Origin of the sequence: Mesorhizobium sp. M1A.F.Ca.IN.020.03.2.1, assembly GCF_004023205.1 — a bacterium.
GTDB lineage: Bacteria > Pseudomonadota > Alphaproteobacteria > Rhizobiales > Rhizobiaceae > Mesorhizobium.
This window is the reverse complement of sequence record NZ_RZSV01000056.1, coordinates 1-14,996: the sequence shown is the minus strand read 5'-3', so window position 1 is coordinate 14,996 and position 14,996 is coordinate 1. Positions and strand designations below refer to the sequence as shown.

The 14,996-nt window shown below is 62.5% G+C and carries 19 protein-coding genes; 10 read left to right on the top strand and 9 right to left on the bottom strand.

The window, feature by feature from the left end:
- Window positions 1-648 precede the first annotated feature (648 nt).
- Window positions 649-1,056 (top strand): hypothetical protein, encoded by a 408-nt coding sequence (locus tag EOA79_RS11870; protein ID WP_095824576.1) that lies wholly within the window; start codon window positions 649-651, stop codon window positions 1,054-1,056.
- A gap of 296 nt (window positions 1,057-1,352) precedes the next feature.
- Here EOA79_RS11870 and EOA79_RS11865 read toward each other — a convergent pair whose 3' ends face one another.
- The 3 genes from EOA79_RS11865 to EOA79_RS11855 all read right to left on the bottom strand — a co-directional run bounded on the left by EOA79_RS11865 (window position 1,353) and on the right by EOA79_RS11855 (window position 3,516).
- Entirely contained in the window at window positions 1,353-1,700 is a 348-nt protein-coding gene (locus tag EOA79_RS11865; RefSeq protein WP_245322364.1) for a hypothetical protein, read from the bottom strand.
- 415 nt (window positions 1,701-2,115) lie between these two features.
- Window positions 2,116-2,349 (bottom strand): polymerase, encoded by a 234-nt coding sequence (locus tag EOA79_RS11860; protein WP_095824575.1) that lies wholly within the window; start codon window positions 2,347-2,349, stop codon window positions 2,116-2,118.
- A 315-nt stretch (window positions 2,350-2,664) separates the two neighbouring features.
- Window positions 2,665-3,516: a DUF1236 domain-containing protein gene (locus tag EOA79_RS11855; protein WP_095824574.1), complete on the bottom strand. Its 852-nt coding sequence runs from the start codon at window positions 3,514-3,516 to the stop codon at window positions 2,665-2,667.
- Between the two features lie 221 nt (window positions 3,517-3,737).
- Between EOA79_RS11855 and EOA79_RS11850 the strand changes: the two genes are divergently transcribed.
- Both EOA79_RS11850 and EOA79_RS11845 read left to right on the top strand, forming a co-directional pair.
- A complete protein-coding gene (locus tag EOA79_RS11850) occupies window positions 3,738-4,040 on the top strand; it encodes a DUF1236 domain-containing protein (RefSeq protein ID WP_067001081.1) in 303 nt (100 codons plus the stop codon).
- Between the two features lie 260 nt (window positions 4,041-4,300).
- Window positions 4,301-4,519, top strand: coding sequence for a hypothetical protein (locus EOA79_RS11845; RefSeq protein ID WP_067001044.1), 219 nt, complete (start codon window positions 4,301-4,303; stop codon window positions 4,517-4,519).
- 156 nt (window positions 4,520-4,675) lie between these two features.
- Here EOA79_RS11845 and EOA79_RS11840 read toward each other — a convergent pair whose 3' ends face one another.
- Window positions 4,676-5,029 carry a DUF982 domain-containing protein gene (locus EOA79_RS11840; protein ID WP_245322363.1) on the bottom strand — a complete coding sequence of 118 codons (354 nt, stop codon included), beginning with the start codon at window positions 5,027-5,029 and terminating at the stop codon, window positions 4,676-4,678.
- A 203-nt stretch (window positions 5,030-5,232) separates the two neighbouring features.
- Here EOA79_RS11840 and EOA79_RS11835 point away from each other — a divergent pair, with 203 nt between their 5' ends.
- The 3 genes from EOA79_RS11835 to EOA79_RS11825 all read left to right on the top strand — a co-directional run bounded on the left by EOA79_RS11835 (window position 5,233) and on the right by EOA79_RS11825 (window position 6,174).
- Window positions 5,233-5,532 (top strand): DUF1236 domain-containing protein, encoded by a 300-nt coding sequence (locus tag EOA79_RS11835; RefSeq protein ID WP_067001089.1) that lies wholly within the window; start codon window positions 5,233-5,235, stop codon window positions 5,530-5,532.
- 72 nt (window positions 5,533-5,604) lie between these two features.
- Window positions 5,605-5,814, top strand: a complete 210-nt coding sequence (locus EOA79_RS11830) for a hypothetical protein (RefSeq protein WP_067001047.1) — start codon at window positions 5,605-5,607, stop codon at window positions 5,812-5,814.
- A 108-nt stretch (window positions 5,815-5,922) separates the two neighbouring features.
- Window positions 5,923-6,174: a DUF2934 domain-containing protein gene (locus EOA79_RS11825; protein ID WP_095824572.1), complete on the top strand. Its 252-nt coding sequence runs from the start codon at window positions 5,923-5,925 to the stop codon at window positions 6,172-6,174.
- 93 nt (window positions 6,175-6,267) lie between these two features.
- Here the strand turns inward: EOA79_RS11825 and EOA79_RS33540 are convergent, their stop codons facing one another.
- The 3 genes from EOA79_RS33540 to EOA79_RS11810 form a co-directional block, all read right to left on the bottom strand.
- The gene (locus EOA79_RS33540; RefSeq protein ID WP_245322362.1) at window positions 6,268-6,726 is read right to left on the bottom strand and encodes a hypothetical protein; all 459 of its coding nucleotides are present in this window, start codon (window positions 6,724-6,726) and stop codon (window positions 6,268-6,270) included.
- 1 nt (window position 6,727) lies between these two features.
- Window positions 6,728-7,075 carry a hypothetical protein gene (locus EOA79_RS11815; RefSeq protein WP_095824571.1) on the bottom strand — a complete coding sequence of 116 codons (348 nt, stop codon included), beginning with the start codon at window positions 7,073-7,075 and terminating at the stop codon, window positions 6,728-6,730.
- A gap of 82 nt (window positions 7,076-7,157) precedes the next feature.
- Entirely contained in the window at window positions 7,158-8,246 is a 1,089-nt protein-coding gene (locus EOA79_RS11810) for a GSU2403 family nucleotidyltransferase fold protein (protein ID WP_127335666.1), read from the bottom strand.
- A 465-nt stretch (window positions 8,247-8,711) separates the two neighbouring features.
- On the opposite strand from EOA79_RS11810, the gene EOA79_RS32715 reads away from it, so the two are divergent.
- Both EOA79_RS32715 and EOA79_RS11805 read left to right on the top strand, forming a co-directional pair.
- Window positions 8,712-8,855 (top strand): hypothetical protein, encoded by a 144-nt coding sequence (locus tag EOA79_RS32715; RefSeq protein WP_164747276.1) that lies wholly within the window; start codon window positions 8,712-8,714, stop codon window positions 8,853-8,855.
- A 124-nt stretch (window positions 8,856-8,979) separates the two neighbouring features.
- On the top strand, window positions 8,980-9,225 hold the full coding sequence (locus tag EOA79_RS11805; protein ID WP_127335665.1) for a hypothetical protein: 246 nt from the start codon (window positions 8,980-8,982) through the stop codon (window positions 9,223-9,225).
- Window positions 9,226-9,313: 88 nt separating this feature from the next.
- Here the strand turns inward: EOA79_RS11805 and EOA79_RS11800 are convergent, their stop codons facing one another.
- Window positions 9,314-13,216: a tetratricopeptide repeat protein gene (locus EOA79_RS11800; RefSeq protein WP_127335664.1), complete on the bottom strand. Its 3,903-nt coding sequence runs from the start codon at window positions 13,214-13,216 to the stop codon at window positions 9,314-9,316.
- Between the two features lie 198 nt (window positions 13,217-13,414).
- Window positions 13,415-14,047, bottom strand: a complete 633-nt coding sequence (locus tag EOA79_RS11795) for an XRE family transcriptional regulator (RefSeq protein ID WP_067321658.1) — start codon at window positions 14,045-14,047, stop codon at window positions 13,415-13,417.
- A gap of 80 nt (window positions 14,048-14,127) precedes the next feature.
- On the opposite strand from EOA79_RS11795, the gene EOA79_RS11790 reads away from it, so the two are divergent.
- Both EOA79_RS11790 and EOA79_RS11785 read left to right on the top strand, forming a co-directional pair.
- The gene (locus EOA79_RS11790) at window positions 14,128-14,448 is read left to right on the top strand and encodes a hypothetical protein (RefSeq protein ID WP_245322361.1); all 321 of its coding nucleotides are present in this window, start codon (window positions 14,128-14,130) and stop codon (window positions 14,446-14,448) included.
- A complete protein-coding gene (locus EOA79_RS11785) occupies window positions 14,445-14,756 on the top strand; it encodes a hypothetical protein (RefSeq protein WP_067001068.1) in 312 nt (103 codons plus the stop codon). Before EOA79_RS11790 ends, EOA79_RS11785 begins: the two co-directional genes overlap by 4 nt.
- Window positions 14,757-14,996: the final 240 nt, after the last annotated feature.

Genomic DNA, 14,996 nt, shown 5'->3' with positions numbered 1-14,996 from the left:
GTGAGGCCAGGGGGAATTCTGGTTGCGGCGAGCAGAAACCCCACGCCGAGGCACAGGCGGAGTTCAAAAAAAGGCTCGCCCTTGAGGCGAGCCCAAAAGTAGCAAAAGCCGAGGTGGTCAGACGGCTTCTACCCGCGTCCGAAGGTTAACATGCGGGGGTGTACCGACCGAATAACATTAGTTAAGGAATAGCTAAAAATCCCTCGGCGTCCGCACCGCTGGAAGCCTTTCGTCGGTTTTGGTCGGCGTTGTGCCACGTGTTTGAAACGGTGGCAGAACCGACGGCGGTGACGCAGACCGGGTAGTCGAAAATCGGCGCGCCGAAAACGAGTTTGACCGGGAGCTGCGTGGTCAGCTCCCGGCCCCCGGTTGCCACCCCCGAGATCTCGCTGTGAATGTCGTACTACGATATAAAAGCCGGCGTTGGAATGGGAACGGGCAATTTCTTTTGCGAGCCGCCCTGCATTGGGGAAAACAACTGCAGGCCCGGGAGCGCTGCCCCGCCGCCGCCGACATTGCGAGTCTTTTTGCCTCGCCTGACGCTGTGCGCAATGCACACCAAAACGTCGCTGTCGTGTGGCTAATATGCATTGCGGTGTGTAGACTTAGCGGGTGAGGGATTTCACAGGGCATTGGGAGGACAACAAAATGCCACGGGTTTCGGAGCTTTTCTTCAAGACGGCCATCGTCTTTCTCATCCTGGGCATAGCCGCCGGGCTGCAGATGGCGATTTCGGGCGACCACGGCGCCTTCCCGGCGCACGCCCACATCAACCTTCTCGGCTGGGTGACCAGCGCGATCTTCGGCGGTTACTACGCGCTCAATCCGGCCAAGGCCGAGCGCCGCATCGCCATGATCCACTACGGTCTCTACACGGTTGGCCTCGTGATCATGCTGCCGGCGCTCTACTGGATGCTGGCCGCAGGCCATCCGGAGATCGAGCCGGTCGTGGCGATCGGCTCGCTGATCGTCGCCGCCGCGGTGCTGACCTTTGCCTTCATCGTCTTCTCGTCCGCAGAGACGGTGCGCTCGGCCACGGTCGCTCCGGCGCAGTAACGGTGCACCCAACAGCGCGTCGCCTGAACCGGCCTAGTGCGACGCGCTCAATTGCTCGATCGCACGCGGCCAAGATCGGCCGAAGCGCCTCTTCGTGTCCTGTGTGGCGGAGCAGGGAGCGAAGCGACGCGGCGCAAACTGCAGGCCGTAAGCTCAGAGCGTTACGACGATGCAGGATTCTGCCGCGCTGCGTTCCTCGACGAGGTCACAGCGTGGGTTCTCGGGTCTTTGCTCCGCTTCGCGTCGCTACGCCCAACGATGACGGCGTTGGGGCTTCGGCCGGACGCTGAGCCGCCTTACGGCAGCAGCCTCGGGAACAGCCGCGAGATCAGCGCGTGGACGATGCCGTCGCGCTCGAAGGGACCGGGCAGCTTGGCGGGGGCGCCGGCGTCGCTCGCCTTGCTCTCGTCCGTGGCCCGGCCTTCGGCTTGCACGAGCCACAGCACGGCCACGAAGTAGCCTGCCTGCAGCACCACGCCCGCCAGGAACGTCCAGCCAAGCGACTGCCAGACGGACCCGGTGGACATGAAGGTCCAGCCGAGAACCACCAGAAGCGTTGCCGTCATTCCCACAAGAAACTGCGGAAAATACATTTGCCCAACCGAGCGCCGCGACCAGTTAGGCTCTTCGACGATCTCGCCCATTGCTCTACCCATTTTGACCCTTGCACCTTTTCCGCCAGGATCGCAAGACTTCACGCAGACCCCTTGCCATAGGTCTTAATTCCGGCCCGCCAAAGGACCTACGCCTGAGGAACCCAGCCGAGGCCGATTCCGTTCCCTCGCGGAACGATGATCAGGAGTAGCTAATGGCCGGCAGCGTGTACGAGGCGCGCTGGCTTGTTGCGCCTGCTTTTGGAGCGCGCATCGTCTTCGCCGCTTGCCGCAATGCTGCTGAGCTGACGCCCTCTGACGATCGCCGCAGTGCCCGCCCGCCGAGCACGTCCCTTCATCGGCGGGAGGCCGGCCTCTCCGCCTTTCCGCGAAAGGAGTGGAGGGTTAGCTCTGACCCCCATTTCGGCCGGATCACGTCGCGGCCGGCTAGGGGCTGGCCCACCGGCTATCGGGATTGGGGCCTTGGCTGCACCATTCTTGTATCGAAGGCGTCGGGCAGGCGAACGTGCGCCAGTGCCCTGACCGATCCCGTTCTCATGGCATCCGGCGGCAACAGGATGACCATCTTGGCCTCGCGATCCGGCCAGAGTGGTCTGCCGCCGGTGAAGAACACAAGCGCCACAACGCAGATCAGAAGAACGGCGGCGAACAGGTTCGCAATGATCTCTCCGAGTTGCATGCAGCACCCCCAAAAGGAGCACCCGCCGCATCGCAGGTAGCGGCGGGTGCAACAGCAACCGACGATGAAGGGACCTATGCTCGCCAGTCATGACTCCAACAAGATAACTGCCTGTATGTTTCGAGAGGGGGACCAATGCCCTGCCAAACCAGACCTCAATCCGACGGCTGTGTTGCGGCGAGGGCGGGCGATAAGGCTTGGACGGGGCTGCCCCGGCCTCGGGAAGGGGCGTTTGCGCCCGCGGCTGAAGCGACATAAGAAAAGCCCGCCATGCCATGCGGCACGGCAGGCCTCCTGTCTGAAATGCTGTCTGGATCAGGCCTCCAGGATCACGACGATCTTGTAGGTGTCCGGATCCACGATCACGATGCGCCCGTCGGCCAGCACGAAATACATATAGGTTTCGTAAGCCGGGACGATCTTGACGATGCGGGCCGGCAGGCGATGCAGCCGGATCTTTTGCCGCGGAACCTCGACCCCGATCGAGATGTCGAAGCTGACATCGCGAACCGGCTGGACGTTGGTCTCGCGGATGATCTGCGTGATCTGCGTCCGCTGCTCGACCGTCACATTGGTGATCGAGGCCGTCTTGTCCTGGTCGGTCTGGACGTTGCCCTGAGCGTTCTGCTCAGTGGTCGTACCGGTCTTGCCCTGAGCGTTCTGCTCGGTCTGCATCTTGGTGGTGCCCTGGGCGTTCTGGTCGGTGGTGGTGCCGGTCTTGCCCTGAGCATTCTGCTCGGTCTGCACCTTTGTGTTGCTGTCAGCATTCTGTTCGGTGCTGGTGCCGGTCTTGTCCTGGGCCTGCTGTTTCTTCTTCAGCGTGGTATTGTCCTGAGCGTTCTGCTCAGTCTTTGTGTCGGCCTTGCCCTGCGCCTGCTGCTTCTTCTTCAGCTGCGTATTGTCCTCGGCGTTCTGCTCGGTGCTGGCGCCAGCCTCGCCCTGGGCATTCTGCTCAGTCTTCATCTTGGTGGTGCCCTGGGCATTCTGCTCGGTCTGAGACTTCATCTTGCCTTGGGCCTGCTCGCCAGCCTTGCCGCCCTTCGGGCAGTCGGCCTGGCCGGCGGCACAACTATCGCCGCCGCTCGGCTGCACGGACTCGGTCTGCGCCATCGCGGCGCCGCAGCCAACGCCGAGCGCGATCATGCTCGTGATCAGAAGATGCTTCATCTGATTTCTCCTCGGAAAGTCGGTCCCTTCGCAAATTAAACACGACTTGGAAGGCATTGTTCCGCGATTGTTTTGCCAAGCGGCGGCGGCGTTCTTACGCCGGCGGATGTGCGGAATTTTGCAGGAACAAGCCGCGGTCCTCGGCGTTAGGACGGTGCCGATCGGCTGTGGAAATCGCAGGCGCAGCAGAGGAGGCGATTGACCACACAAAGGAGACGACCATGAAAATGCACATCACCACCGCCGCCGCGGCCCTCCTGCTTCTCGCCGGCGCTGGCGCCGTCGCTGCGCAGGACACCGTCGTGATCGCGCCCGAGCAGGAAACCGTCATCAAGGAATATGTGCAAAAGCAGCCGCTGGCTTCGGTGAAGGTTCCCGGCATCGAGCTGAACATCGGCAGCACGCTTCCCGAGACGGTCGAACTGCACGAGGTGCCGAACGTCAAATATCGCTATGTCGTGGTCGATAACCGGACGGTGATCGTCGACCCCGGCACGCGCAAGATCATCAAGGTGCTCAATTAACCGATAGCGTAATCGGCCGAACGGATGGCCCGCCGCCGGTCACGGCGGCGGGCGGTTAACGGAAAATTATTAATTTACGATATCCTAACGGAACCTTTGACCCACACCCAAGTTGGGCGCTTTGGGTCAAATCTGTCTCATGGGCAACACAAACCAGTGGCAGAAACAAACCTGTCTCATAGGCAACACAAACCGGTGGCAGAAAGCAGAATCGGGCGGCGGCGAACAGGCATGGGCAGGGGCGAGGAGGACTAGTTAACATGTCGAAACGAGAAATCGGAACATCCCGCTCGCTCGGGATGCGCGTCGCCGAGTTGCGGGCCAGGATGGAAGACGCCCACATCACTGCACATGAAATAAAGACCTTCCAGAAGGTCGCGGCCATAATGGGGGGCGGCGATGGCTCCCTACGCATCGATGCGGACGATCTGATCGCCGCATCTTTCCTCACCGAGTCGTGCGAAGCTTCGCTGAACTGACAGCCGTCATCGATGTCGCCTGGCTGCCGTCCAGCACTGGGCGGCAGTGAGCGGCGCTACCCCGCTTGGCGCGACAAAAGCCTTCGGCCGCGAGGGCTTTTTCGATGATGCCTGGTTCGATAAGCCCGATCCTAAGGCCCGGACTTCAGCAGCCTGTCACGCCAGCGGCCATTGCCGGCGCTGCTGGCTTATGCTCCTGGCCTTGAGACGTCTGATCTTGGCTTCACGTAGCGCGGTGACCGGGTCGACGCCGGTCCACAGAATGCCGGCCTTCTGAGCGAATGCCACGAAGGCCTGCCGCGCTTCCCCAAGTTTCCTCTCGCCTGTCCGCGCTGCCTCGCAGGTCTGCACGGCCGCGGCATAACAGTCGCCGCGCATCGCCGGCGGCCATTCTTTGAGGAAATTCTGCATCGCCGCCAGGGAAGCGATCTCGCGCTTGAAACCGGCCCCGACTGCGATCGCCACCGGCGCGCGGAGCGGCATGTCGCTTGTGATGTGAACTGCAGTCATGGCGGGCCTTTGCTGGTCGAATTTATTCAATTCAAACAATGCGAAGCTGCCCCGGCGGTTCCGCCGGCAACAATCAATTAGGCGCCGCAGACGGAACAAGACCCCAATGCACGCGTTTGCCCCGGGAGCTCCTATGTTCGACCTGCCAGGTTTCCGCGACGGCGGAGGCGGGCGGAGCTCGCCAACACAACAGGAGACTTATGATGAAACGCACCCTTATTCCTGCTGTTGCCGGCCTTGCTCTGATCGCCGGCGTAGGCTTTGCCGCTGCGGACCAGATCATCGTCACGCCGGAGCAGCAGACTGTCGTCAAGGAATATGTCCACAAGCACCCGATCGCCTCGGTCAACATACTGGGGCTGGAACTGGGCGTCGGCTCGACGGTGCCTGACACGGTCGAGCTGCGGGAGGTGCCGGACGTTCAGTACAGATATGCCGTGGTCAACGATCGCACTGTCCTGATCGATCCTGGTACACGCAGGGTCATCCACGTCATCGAGTGATTACGCTTACGAGCCCCGATCCTCCCGCCATGCCGGCGGGGGGATGCCGGCTCCTAGGAAGGAGTCGCAGCCATGCATCACCCCCATGTCGAATCAGTCGACTGTGCAAAGGCGGTCGACCAGCTTCTGGCCGAACGCCGCACTGGCCTCTTATCGATGAAGGAAGCGATTGGCCTGCTGCGCAGGCGCACCGGAACCGAACGCTCTGACGCCGATTTAGCCGCATTGATTACAAAGAAGGCGGCGTATCTGGGCGTTGCGATCGTCTCCGACGTGCACTGAAGAAATCGCTGCCGAAGTTCAGGCACCTACGCGTCGATGCGCAAGACGCCACCGGAAAATTCAGCTAATGTTTCCGTCGGGGAGCGGCCCCACTCAAAGGAGGCGACAGTGACGGACGACAGGCAGGAACGCATTCGCCGGCGGGCGCACGAGATCTGGGAGCAGGCCGGCCGGCCGGAAGGCGCGCATATGGAGCACTGGGACCAGGCGGCCGCCGAGATCGACGCCGAAGTAAAGCCGAAGTCCAAGGCCGCGCCCAAAAAGACGGCCGCCGCCAAGCCGAAGTCGGCCAAGGCCGAAACGCCCGCCAAAGGCCCCGCCAAGGCCAAGGCTCCTGCCAAGCCGAAAGCCAAGACCTGACCCCAGCGGCCGTTCCGCCGCTGCCATCCGCACAATCGAAATGTAGCAAGCCCGCGCCCGAAGATTTAGGGCGCGGAGGTGGAGGCTGAACGGCTATCGCCTCCCTTGCTTTCTGGCGTATTGCGCAACGGCGCAGAGGAAAGCCAGCGCGGCGGTATCGCAGGCCGCCCGCGACGGCGACGGACCCTTGGCAAAAAGCACCGCGTCCGCGATCGGGATCGTCAGCCCATGCTTCCTGGCGAATGAGGTGACTTCGTAAGGCTGATCGTCGGCTGGTGCGCCGATGTCGATTTGCTGGTCTATCAAACGAGTTCCTCCCTGGTACGCGACTATGCCTTCCTTCGCCCGAAAGGAATTAACTACCGGCCGCTCGCCCGCGTCCACCAATTGGCAATTGTGTGAAACGATACATTTGTCGAGGTGCATCCGAAGGTTGCAAAATGGAATTCTCTGCACCCGGCGCGGGCGGAAACCATTCCGTCGCCGCGCTCCTTCGCGCCCCTCTGGTTTCGTCGCGTTTGGTGGTTCTTCCTCCGCGAAGAAGGAAGACATCTCACTCCCAGGCATCGCTCGATTTTGCGAAGCGCACGCCCGCCGCAGTCATCGCGCACTCGCATTCGCTGACCAGCCTGAGGTTCCTCAAATATCGCGCGATCGTTTCGGGCAGCCAGGCCTCGCAGGCCTCGACATAGGCGCGGCCGTGCACCAGCGTGCCGGTCGAAAGCCGGTCGTCCTTCTCCGCGATCACCTTCAGATATTGCCGGATGAAGCGGATGTCGTCGGCGATGTCCTGGCTGGCCATGCGCCACGCGCCGGCCAGGCGTTCGCGCTCGGCGAGCGGCAAAGGCGAGAGCAATGGGCGGGAAAGGTCGGCGAAAGCGGCATGGTTCGCGGTGTTCAAGAATATCCCCTCAACGAACGGCAATATCGTACATTAGGTACGAAAAGTGGTCAAGAACGTTTCGTACAATTTGAACGATACCTCACCTGGACTGTCTCATGAAACCGTCGAGCTCGATGCGCGCTTCGTCGAGCGCCCTGCCGAGGACCAGGTCCACCATCTCGCGCCTGTCCGGCTGAAGCAGTTGCAAGCCTTTGCGCAGCGCCTCACGCCATGCTTCGCCCCGGTTCCACGCTTCCGCGAAGGCATGGGCGAGGTCGTCTCGCCGACGCGTGGTCTCGAGCGCCTCGACCAGCAGGCCCGCTTGATGCAGGTCCTTTTCCCGCTTGGCGGCAGCGCTTCGTTCGCGTCGCGCCGCGACGATCAGCTTGTGGACCGCAAAGCGTTCGGGAGAGGGGACCAGCACCGGCACGCCGGAGCGGTGGAGCAGCACTGCCCGCACCGGGTCTCGGATCAGGAAATCGAGGAAGCGCAAGGGCTGGGCCGAGGCGCCGCCCAGCGACGGCATCGGGCTGGCATGGTCAGCATGCTCGTCGCTGCCTCGGTTCGGAGTGAGGAATTCTATGCGGTAGCGCGAAGCATTCTCGAACTGCGTCGTGCGCCCCGCATCGGTTCGGTGCGGGATTTCCCGGAATGTCGGGTCGACCGCCTTCAGCACCTCGATGAGCGGCGGCATGCTGTCGTCGACTTCGGCCGAGACGGAATGGAACTGGGCAAAGTCGGCATCGCCGGTCTGCAGCGAGGCTCCTGGCAGTTTGACGCCGAGATGCCCTGCATAAGTCTGGAAGGCGACGGTGCCGACGAGTACCGCGCGCAGGCGGAAGAGCCCGGCCTTTTCCAGCGCCTCGACGACGTCGCCACTGAAAGCATCGGGCGTCGCCAGGCCGGCGTCGCGAACCAACGTGGAGACCAGCTTGCGGCGAGCTCTGAGATCGTCCTTGATCTCCTTGAAGGCCGCGACCCTTTTGGCGATCTCGGGATCTTCCGCCGGGCCGACATAGCGCCTGGACTTTTGCGGCCGCGTCTCTTCGAAATACCAGTAGTCGCGGCCTTTCACCGGCACGCGCACGAAATTGCCTGCCGTCGAGAAATCGGCCTCGAAGGAGGCATCCAGGCTGCGCTGCACCAGCTCGGCATAGAGGGTACGATAGGCAAGATCGATGGTCTTCATGGCCGCTCCCGGGCGTGCGCAGCGTTATAAGAAACCTGCAGTTTTCTTATAACTGGGCCTTATCCGGCGAGATTTCAAGAGCGTTATAAGAAACTGGTAAAAATCTTATAACGACCGGCATCTCCTAAGAGAGATGGGCCACTCTTCTGCGGATTGGGGAAACGGTTTGCCCGGTGCGGTCGACGTCACGCCCGAAGACTCGACCTGGAAGGCGTTGAGGCCGGGCTTGGAAGCTTGGAGCAGCGCAGCTTCCGTTACGCCGATTACGGCGTGCCGGGCGAGCACACTACCTTGATCGTTTCCGGAAACGTGTTCGTTGGCGCCAACCGACAAGCCGCCGCTGCTTTTTTCGAGGGACGCGGGCCGGCTACGCCTTCGCCGTCGACCGCGCGAAGCACGCAGGCGACCCGCTGATCGCGGCGAACAAGGACACGCTCACAACCCGGCGCTGAACGACCGGCATTTTTGAAGGGTGCTAACGGCGCCATCGGCACCATGGACATGGCGAAGATGGAAGCGATGGGCGGGTATTTGTTTGCCTCGGGAATACTGCTCGACCGCAACGGCAAGGCGTTGAAGGAAAGGCCATACTTCGAGACCTACCCGTAGCGCAGGTAATTGTTGCAGTGGCCGGCGTTTCGCGCGCCATGACATGATTGAGCATGTCGAGTTGCGCCGAAAGCGCTTGCGAGACCGCGCTGTCCGGAGCTGAAAGCAGGAGCGGTGCATATCTGTGCCGCAGATCGGCGACCGCCTGTCTGCTGGTATTGCGCACTTCTGTTTGGCTTCCGGTCTGGGCGGCGGCAGTGATCTTGCGCAGCATCGCATCGTAGTTATCCGGAAATTCGCGTGCGATAGCCTCAACAATCTGGAGATCCTGCTTCCGGATCTAGGCATCGATGTAGGCGGTGGTCACAGGCTGGGCCGGCTTCGCCACCGACTCATGGTGATATCTGCCGCCACCGAACATCGCTGGTAGCACTTTTGCCTCAACGAAGCTCAAAGGGGACGACCGCCTCCACCTGCAACCATTTCCAACGCGACATCCGCCCCTCTAAAATGCCTGTCTAGTTCAGTCCGAGGCTCAGCGCCTTCTTGCGGTCGGCCTCGGCGCGCTTCAAATCGCCCTTAGCTCTCCAGGAATGTGCCCTCAAATCGTAGGCGTCGGCATATGTCGGGTCGATCTCGATAGAGCGGCTGTACTCGGCGATGGCGCCATCGTGGTCGCCTTGGCTTTCCTTGATTGCACCTAGACCGAAATGGGCGCCAGCGCTCTTCTTCCGGTCCAGGCTGATCGCCTTGTTGAAGTCTCGCGTTGCGCTGTCGATGTCCTTTTTTGCCGCATAGGCAAAGCCGCGATCGATGTAGAAGCGCGCGACTTTGGGATCCAATTCGATCGCCTTGTCGAAGTCTGTCATCGCACCCTCGTAATCGGCCTTCTCCAGCCTTTTGGTTGCCCGTCCGTAATAGGCCATGCTCCAACTCTGATCGATCTCGAGGCCTCGGTCATAGTCGGCTAACGCCCGGTCAAGCTCGTTTTTCTTCCCCCACAAAGCGGCACGCCCAAAATAGGCATCGCTGCTCTTCGGCGCGAGTTCGATGACCTTGCTGAAATCGGCAATGGCGCCATCATAGTCATGGGTGTCGGTGCGGACCATCGCCCGTCCGCGATAGCCGGCGGGGTTTTTCGGATCGAGCGCGATGGCCTGTTCGAACGCGGTGGTGGCGCGTGCATACTTGCGTTTCTTGTACCAGACGTAGCCGTGGTCGACGATGGTCTTCAACTTGCTCTGGTCAGAGCCGACAGGATCGCTTCCGGCTGACTTGCGTTTGGCCGCCACGGCGAGCTTGCGGCCCTCCTCGGCTAGGGCCAGCCTTGGATCCAGCTTGAGCGCCTGGTCGTAGTCGGCAATCGCCTGGTCGTAATCGCCGTTGGCGAGCCAGGCGCTGCCACGCCCGAAATAGATCGGCGCAGAACTGGGGTCGATCTTGGCCGCGCGGCTGAAATCGGCGATCGCTCGATCCAGTTCGTTCTTCTTGCTCCAGGCGACGGCGCGGCCGAGGTAAGCTTCGACGTAGGCAGGATAGAGTTCGATCACCTTGCCGTAATCATCGATGGCCGCGTCATACTTGCCCTTCGCTACCAGCGACATGCCGCGCCCCAGATATGCGGACGCCATTTTCGGATCGAGCGTGATGGCTTTGCTGTATTCGGCAATGGCGCGATCATATTTGTGCCTCTTGTAGAGGGCATCGCCGAGATCGATGAAAGCCTTGAGCTTCTTCGGATCAGGCCCGCCGGCTTCGGCCGCGACATCGCCTTTTCCTCTTGCCGCGTCGGCCGCCTTGCGGCTGACCAGGTAATCCGGATTGTGCGGGTCGAGGCCGATTGCCCGGTCGAAATCGGCGATGGCGCCGTCATAGTCCTTCCTGTCGGCCCGTGCCATGCCGCGCCCATAATAGCTGGCGGCGTCTTTCGGATCGATCGCGATCGCTAATGAATAGGCCGCGATCGCCCGCCCGCCGTCGCCCTTGGCGTGCCAGGCCATGCCCTTGCAAAAGAACGCGTCGCGCGCCTTCGGGTCGAGCGTGGCGGCATGGCCGCAATCGGCAAGCGCGCCCTCGACATCGCCCGACATGGTTTTGGCCATCCCCCGGCGAATATGGGCCGAGACCAGATCCGGAACGAGCTGGATCACCCGATCGTAGTCGGCGATCGCCAGGTCGTAGGCGCGCTTGGCGGCCAAGGCCTTGCCGCGGCCGAAATAGGCGAATGGGCTACTGGGGTCGAGCGCGATCGCCTTCTCATACTCTGCGATGGCATGGTCATATTTGCCCGCGTCGGAAAAGGTGTCGCCGCTCTGCACGGCGCTCAGGACACGTGGGTCGGTCGCCTCGGCCGCCTCCAGCATCTTTGAAGCGGACAGTATTCGCGTTGGGCTCGCTTTGCCTTGGCCGAGTTGCTTGGCCAAGGTTTCAACGGCGGCCGCAACAGAGGGCTGCAACTGTTGCATGCCCACTGGCGGCGCCGGCCTGTTTTCGCCAACGGCAGCCTGCTCGTCACAGCTTCCAGTCCGCTTCAGGTCGAGTTCGATGGCACGCCGGCAATCGACTGCCGCGCCGGCCTGATCGCCCTTGAGCATCCGGGCGCGGCTGCGACCGAAATAGGCGTCGGCGTTTTCGGGATCGAGGCTGATGGCCTTGTCGAAATCGAGCAATGCGCCGTCCACGCCATATTTCGACAGCCGCATCTGGGCGCGCTCGAGCAGGATCCTGGCGGTCGCCGGATCCCTGCCTGGCTTCGCGGCGGTCGGCTTGCCTTGCTCGCCGGGCAGGTGTTCCCTGCACGTGCCTGCCCGCTTCGGGTCGAGCTCGACGGCTCGCCGGCAGTCGCCGACGGCGAGGTCGAAATTGCCAAGCAAGGCCTCCGCGATGGATCGGTGGTAGTAGGCATCGGCGTTGTAGGGATCGAGGCCGATGACAAAGCTGAATGTATCTATCGCGCCCTTGGGGTCGACCTGCATCTGCTGCAACCCCGATTTCATATTCCAGTCGATGGCGGCGGAATTGTCGCGCTTGGCATAGAGTTGCGGCGGCTCATACGTGGGAGGCGCGATAGGCTTGGCCGCCTGCGGCTCAGCTGGGATTGGGACATGAGCCTGACTGGTCGTAGCGCCCGGTGACTGCAGCACGGGTTGCCCCTCGGCCCTGCGCTTGCCGATCTGGACGCTCAGCCGTTCCTTTCGGTAGTCCGCGTTGGCCGGGTCGAGCGCGATTGCCTTGTCCAGGTCCGCTATTGCCTTGTCAGGATCGCTCGCCTCCCAGACATGCGCCCTCTCGAAATACGATTTTGGATCGTCGGAACTGATGGAAATCGCTTTGTCGAGATCGGCAAGCGCCTCTTTCGAATTGCCGACTCGAGCCATAGTCATGCCGCGCACGCGGTAAGCCGGGGCGTTGGCCGGGTCGCGGCGTACGGCTTCATCCAGATCGGCGATAGCGCGGGCATAATTCTTCTTTAAGCCCCAGCTCTTGGCGCGGTTGAAGTAGAATGCGGAACTTGCTGGATTGAGCCGGATCGCCTCGTCGAATGCGGCGATGGCGCGGGTATGGTCGCCCTTTTCCTGCCATTCTATGCCGACCGCATTTTGGGCGGTGGCGGTTTTCTCGCCACCTCCGTCGCGCGGCTCGCCAAAAGCCTCGGCGATCCGGCGTGAGCAATCACGCCCTTTGTCCGCATCGACGCCGGCGATGTGCTTGCAATCGGCTTCCGCGCGCCTGCGCTCGCCCTTGGCGATCCATGAAAGTGCGCGGTCATGGTAAGGCGTGATGGGGTCCGCGCGGACGCTCTCTGCTTTGTCATAGTCGGCTTGGGCCCGCGTGGCGTCGCCCTTGTCCTCCCAGGCGACGCCGCGCACGCCATAGGCCATCTCGTTGGCGGGATCGATGTCGATCGCCTTGTCGCATTCGACAATCGCACGGTCGTGCTCGCCTTTCTTGTTGAGTGCCCTGGCGCGGTCGGCATAGAGGTTGGCATCGTCCGGCGTGAGCGCGATTGCGCGAGTGTAGTCCGCGACGGCTCGCTCGAAATCTGCCTTGCTCTCCCAGGCAATGGCGCGATTGGTAAAGGCGGGCACGTATGTCGGATCAAGCGCGAGCACGTCGGTCATGTCGGCGATGACGCGGTCGATATCGTTCTTCTGCGTGTAAGCCAGGCCACGCCAGAAATAGGCGTTAACGCGAAGATCGGGAATCTCGGCGCTGTCCTCGGCGATGGGCGTGCAGACGCTAATCTGCTGGTCGGCGGAGAGGGCGCCGTCGCTGAAGCAAGTAGCGTAATCCTTGCTCTCTGCGAGGGCCGGACTGCGAAGCCCGCCAAGCGTCACCACTATTCCCGCCGGCGCCAAAAGCGGGCCAAATGAAAGCCATGCAACGAATGCGCGGGTGAACGCGCCGGTGCGGCGTGACATGTTTTGATCCTCCCCCCGGAGTTGCCGCGGCAGCGGCTGCAATTGCCTATATAGTTCCGTTTTTGTTCCGAAATGCAAGCAGAAATTGCGAACGCTATCCTGTGTTCGCTCTCGGCCAAAGAACGCAACCCTCAAAGCCTGGCAACGCGACGTTCTTCTTGTTCTTCGTGAGCGACGGTTTCTCAGCGAGATTGTCTCTCACATATCGATCATTGAGCGCTTGACCCGCCCGATGATGGTGATCGCGCCTTCGAGCTCCGGCGGCGGGATGTCGAGATAGGACGCCGGCTGGAAGGGCGGGGTGTCGTTCGGGCGGTAGCGCTTGTAGGTGGCGCGGCCGGTTTCGTCGGCGATCACATAGCAGCCATTGGTCACCAGCCGCTTGTCGCGCAGGTTGACGAAGATGATCGAATCCGGCGGCGAGATCTTGTTCATCGACGGTCCGTCGACGCGCAGCGCAATCCACTCGCCTTCCTCGAGATCGGCGGTGGGGATGGTCGGGTAGTCCGAAAGGTTGACCACGCTGTCCTGGCTGCCGAGTTCGCCGGCGCTGATCCACGATACGATCGGCACGTCGATGGTGATGGGCGAGGCGGCGAGGTGCACAGGCGCGGCTTCGACGCCGTCGGCGTCAAACAAGAGCCAGCCCGGGTCGACGCCGAACAGCCGGCCGTATTTCTCCGCCGCCTTGCGCGACAGCGGCCGGTTGCCGTTCTCATGGCTGATAAGCGTGTTCTTGTTGATTTCGCGCAAGGCCCGAGCGGCATCGCTGGGCGAGGCATAGCCGGCCTGGGCGCGCGCCTGCTGCAATCTGTGCCGAGAATCCATCATCGTACAAAATGCCTGAAAATTATCGTCCAAATTGTACGATTTCGCTTGCGCGTCATTCGTACATAACGTACGCTTAGCGCATGAATGAGCCTACCGCAAGCGTTTCCGCATTCCCTGCGAGCATCTCCGCCGCGCATGTGCCGGGGCCGCCCACGAGCATCTCGGGGCTGCCAACGAGCATCTCGGGGCTAATTGATTCCTGGCAGAGTATCGGCGCCTTCGCCGCAGATGTCGGCTGCGGCTATGAAGCCGCCCGCCAGATGCGCCGTCGCGGACGCATCGCGCCGCAGCACTGGCCGCATGTGGTGGCCGCGAGCCGCAGGCGCGGCATTGCCGGTATCAGCTACGAATGGCTGGCGGGCCATCGCGCCGCTGCCGCCATGCAAGGGGAGGCGGCATGAACGCGCTTGCCTCGCCTGTCGAATTCCAATCGTCCGGGCCGTCCTCCTCCCCGGTCCGGACGCTTTCCGGGGCCTCTGCCCCGGATCCGGTCGAACCGCCCGCACCCCGGTTCACCGGAACGGCCGGAGCCGCTCCTCCCCCGGCTCCGGCCCCCAATTCGGGCCGGCTCGTCTCCTGCATCCGCACCGAGGACGGCACCGTCATCCTGTTCGACCGCAAGGCGGGCCTGGCGGTGTCGGGCCTGACCCGGGCCGCCGCCGAGGCGGCCCTTCTTCGCCTGCTTGGTGCGGCGCCCGGCGCCGCCTGATCCCAACTGTTTCCCTGACCTGACCAACGGCCCCGCGGCCGAACCCTGGCGCTTGGCCACATGCCGAGCGCTTCGCAACCCTTCGCAAGCAATGGAATGAGACATGGCTGCCGCCTACACCGAAAAGGAAATCGACGAGATCGCCGCCTGGCTGAAGGAGGGGCTATCGGCCTCCCGCATCGCCGGCCGCTTCAGCGCGCGGCGCGGCAGCCCGGTCTCGCGCAACGCCATTATCGGCAT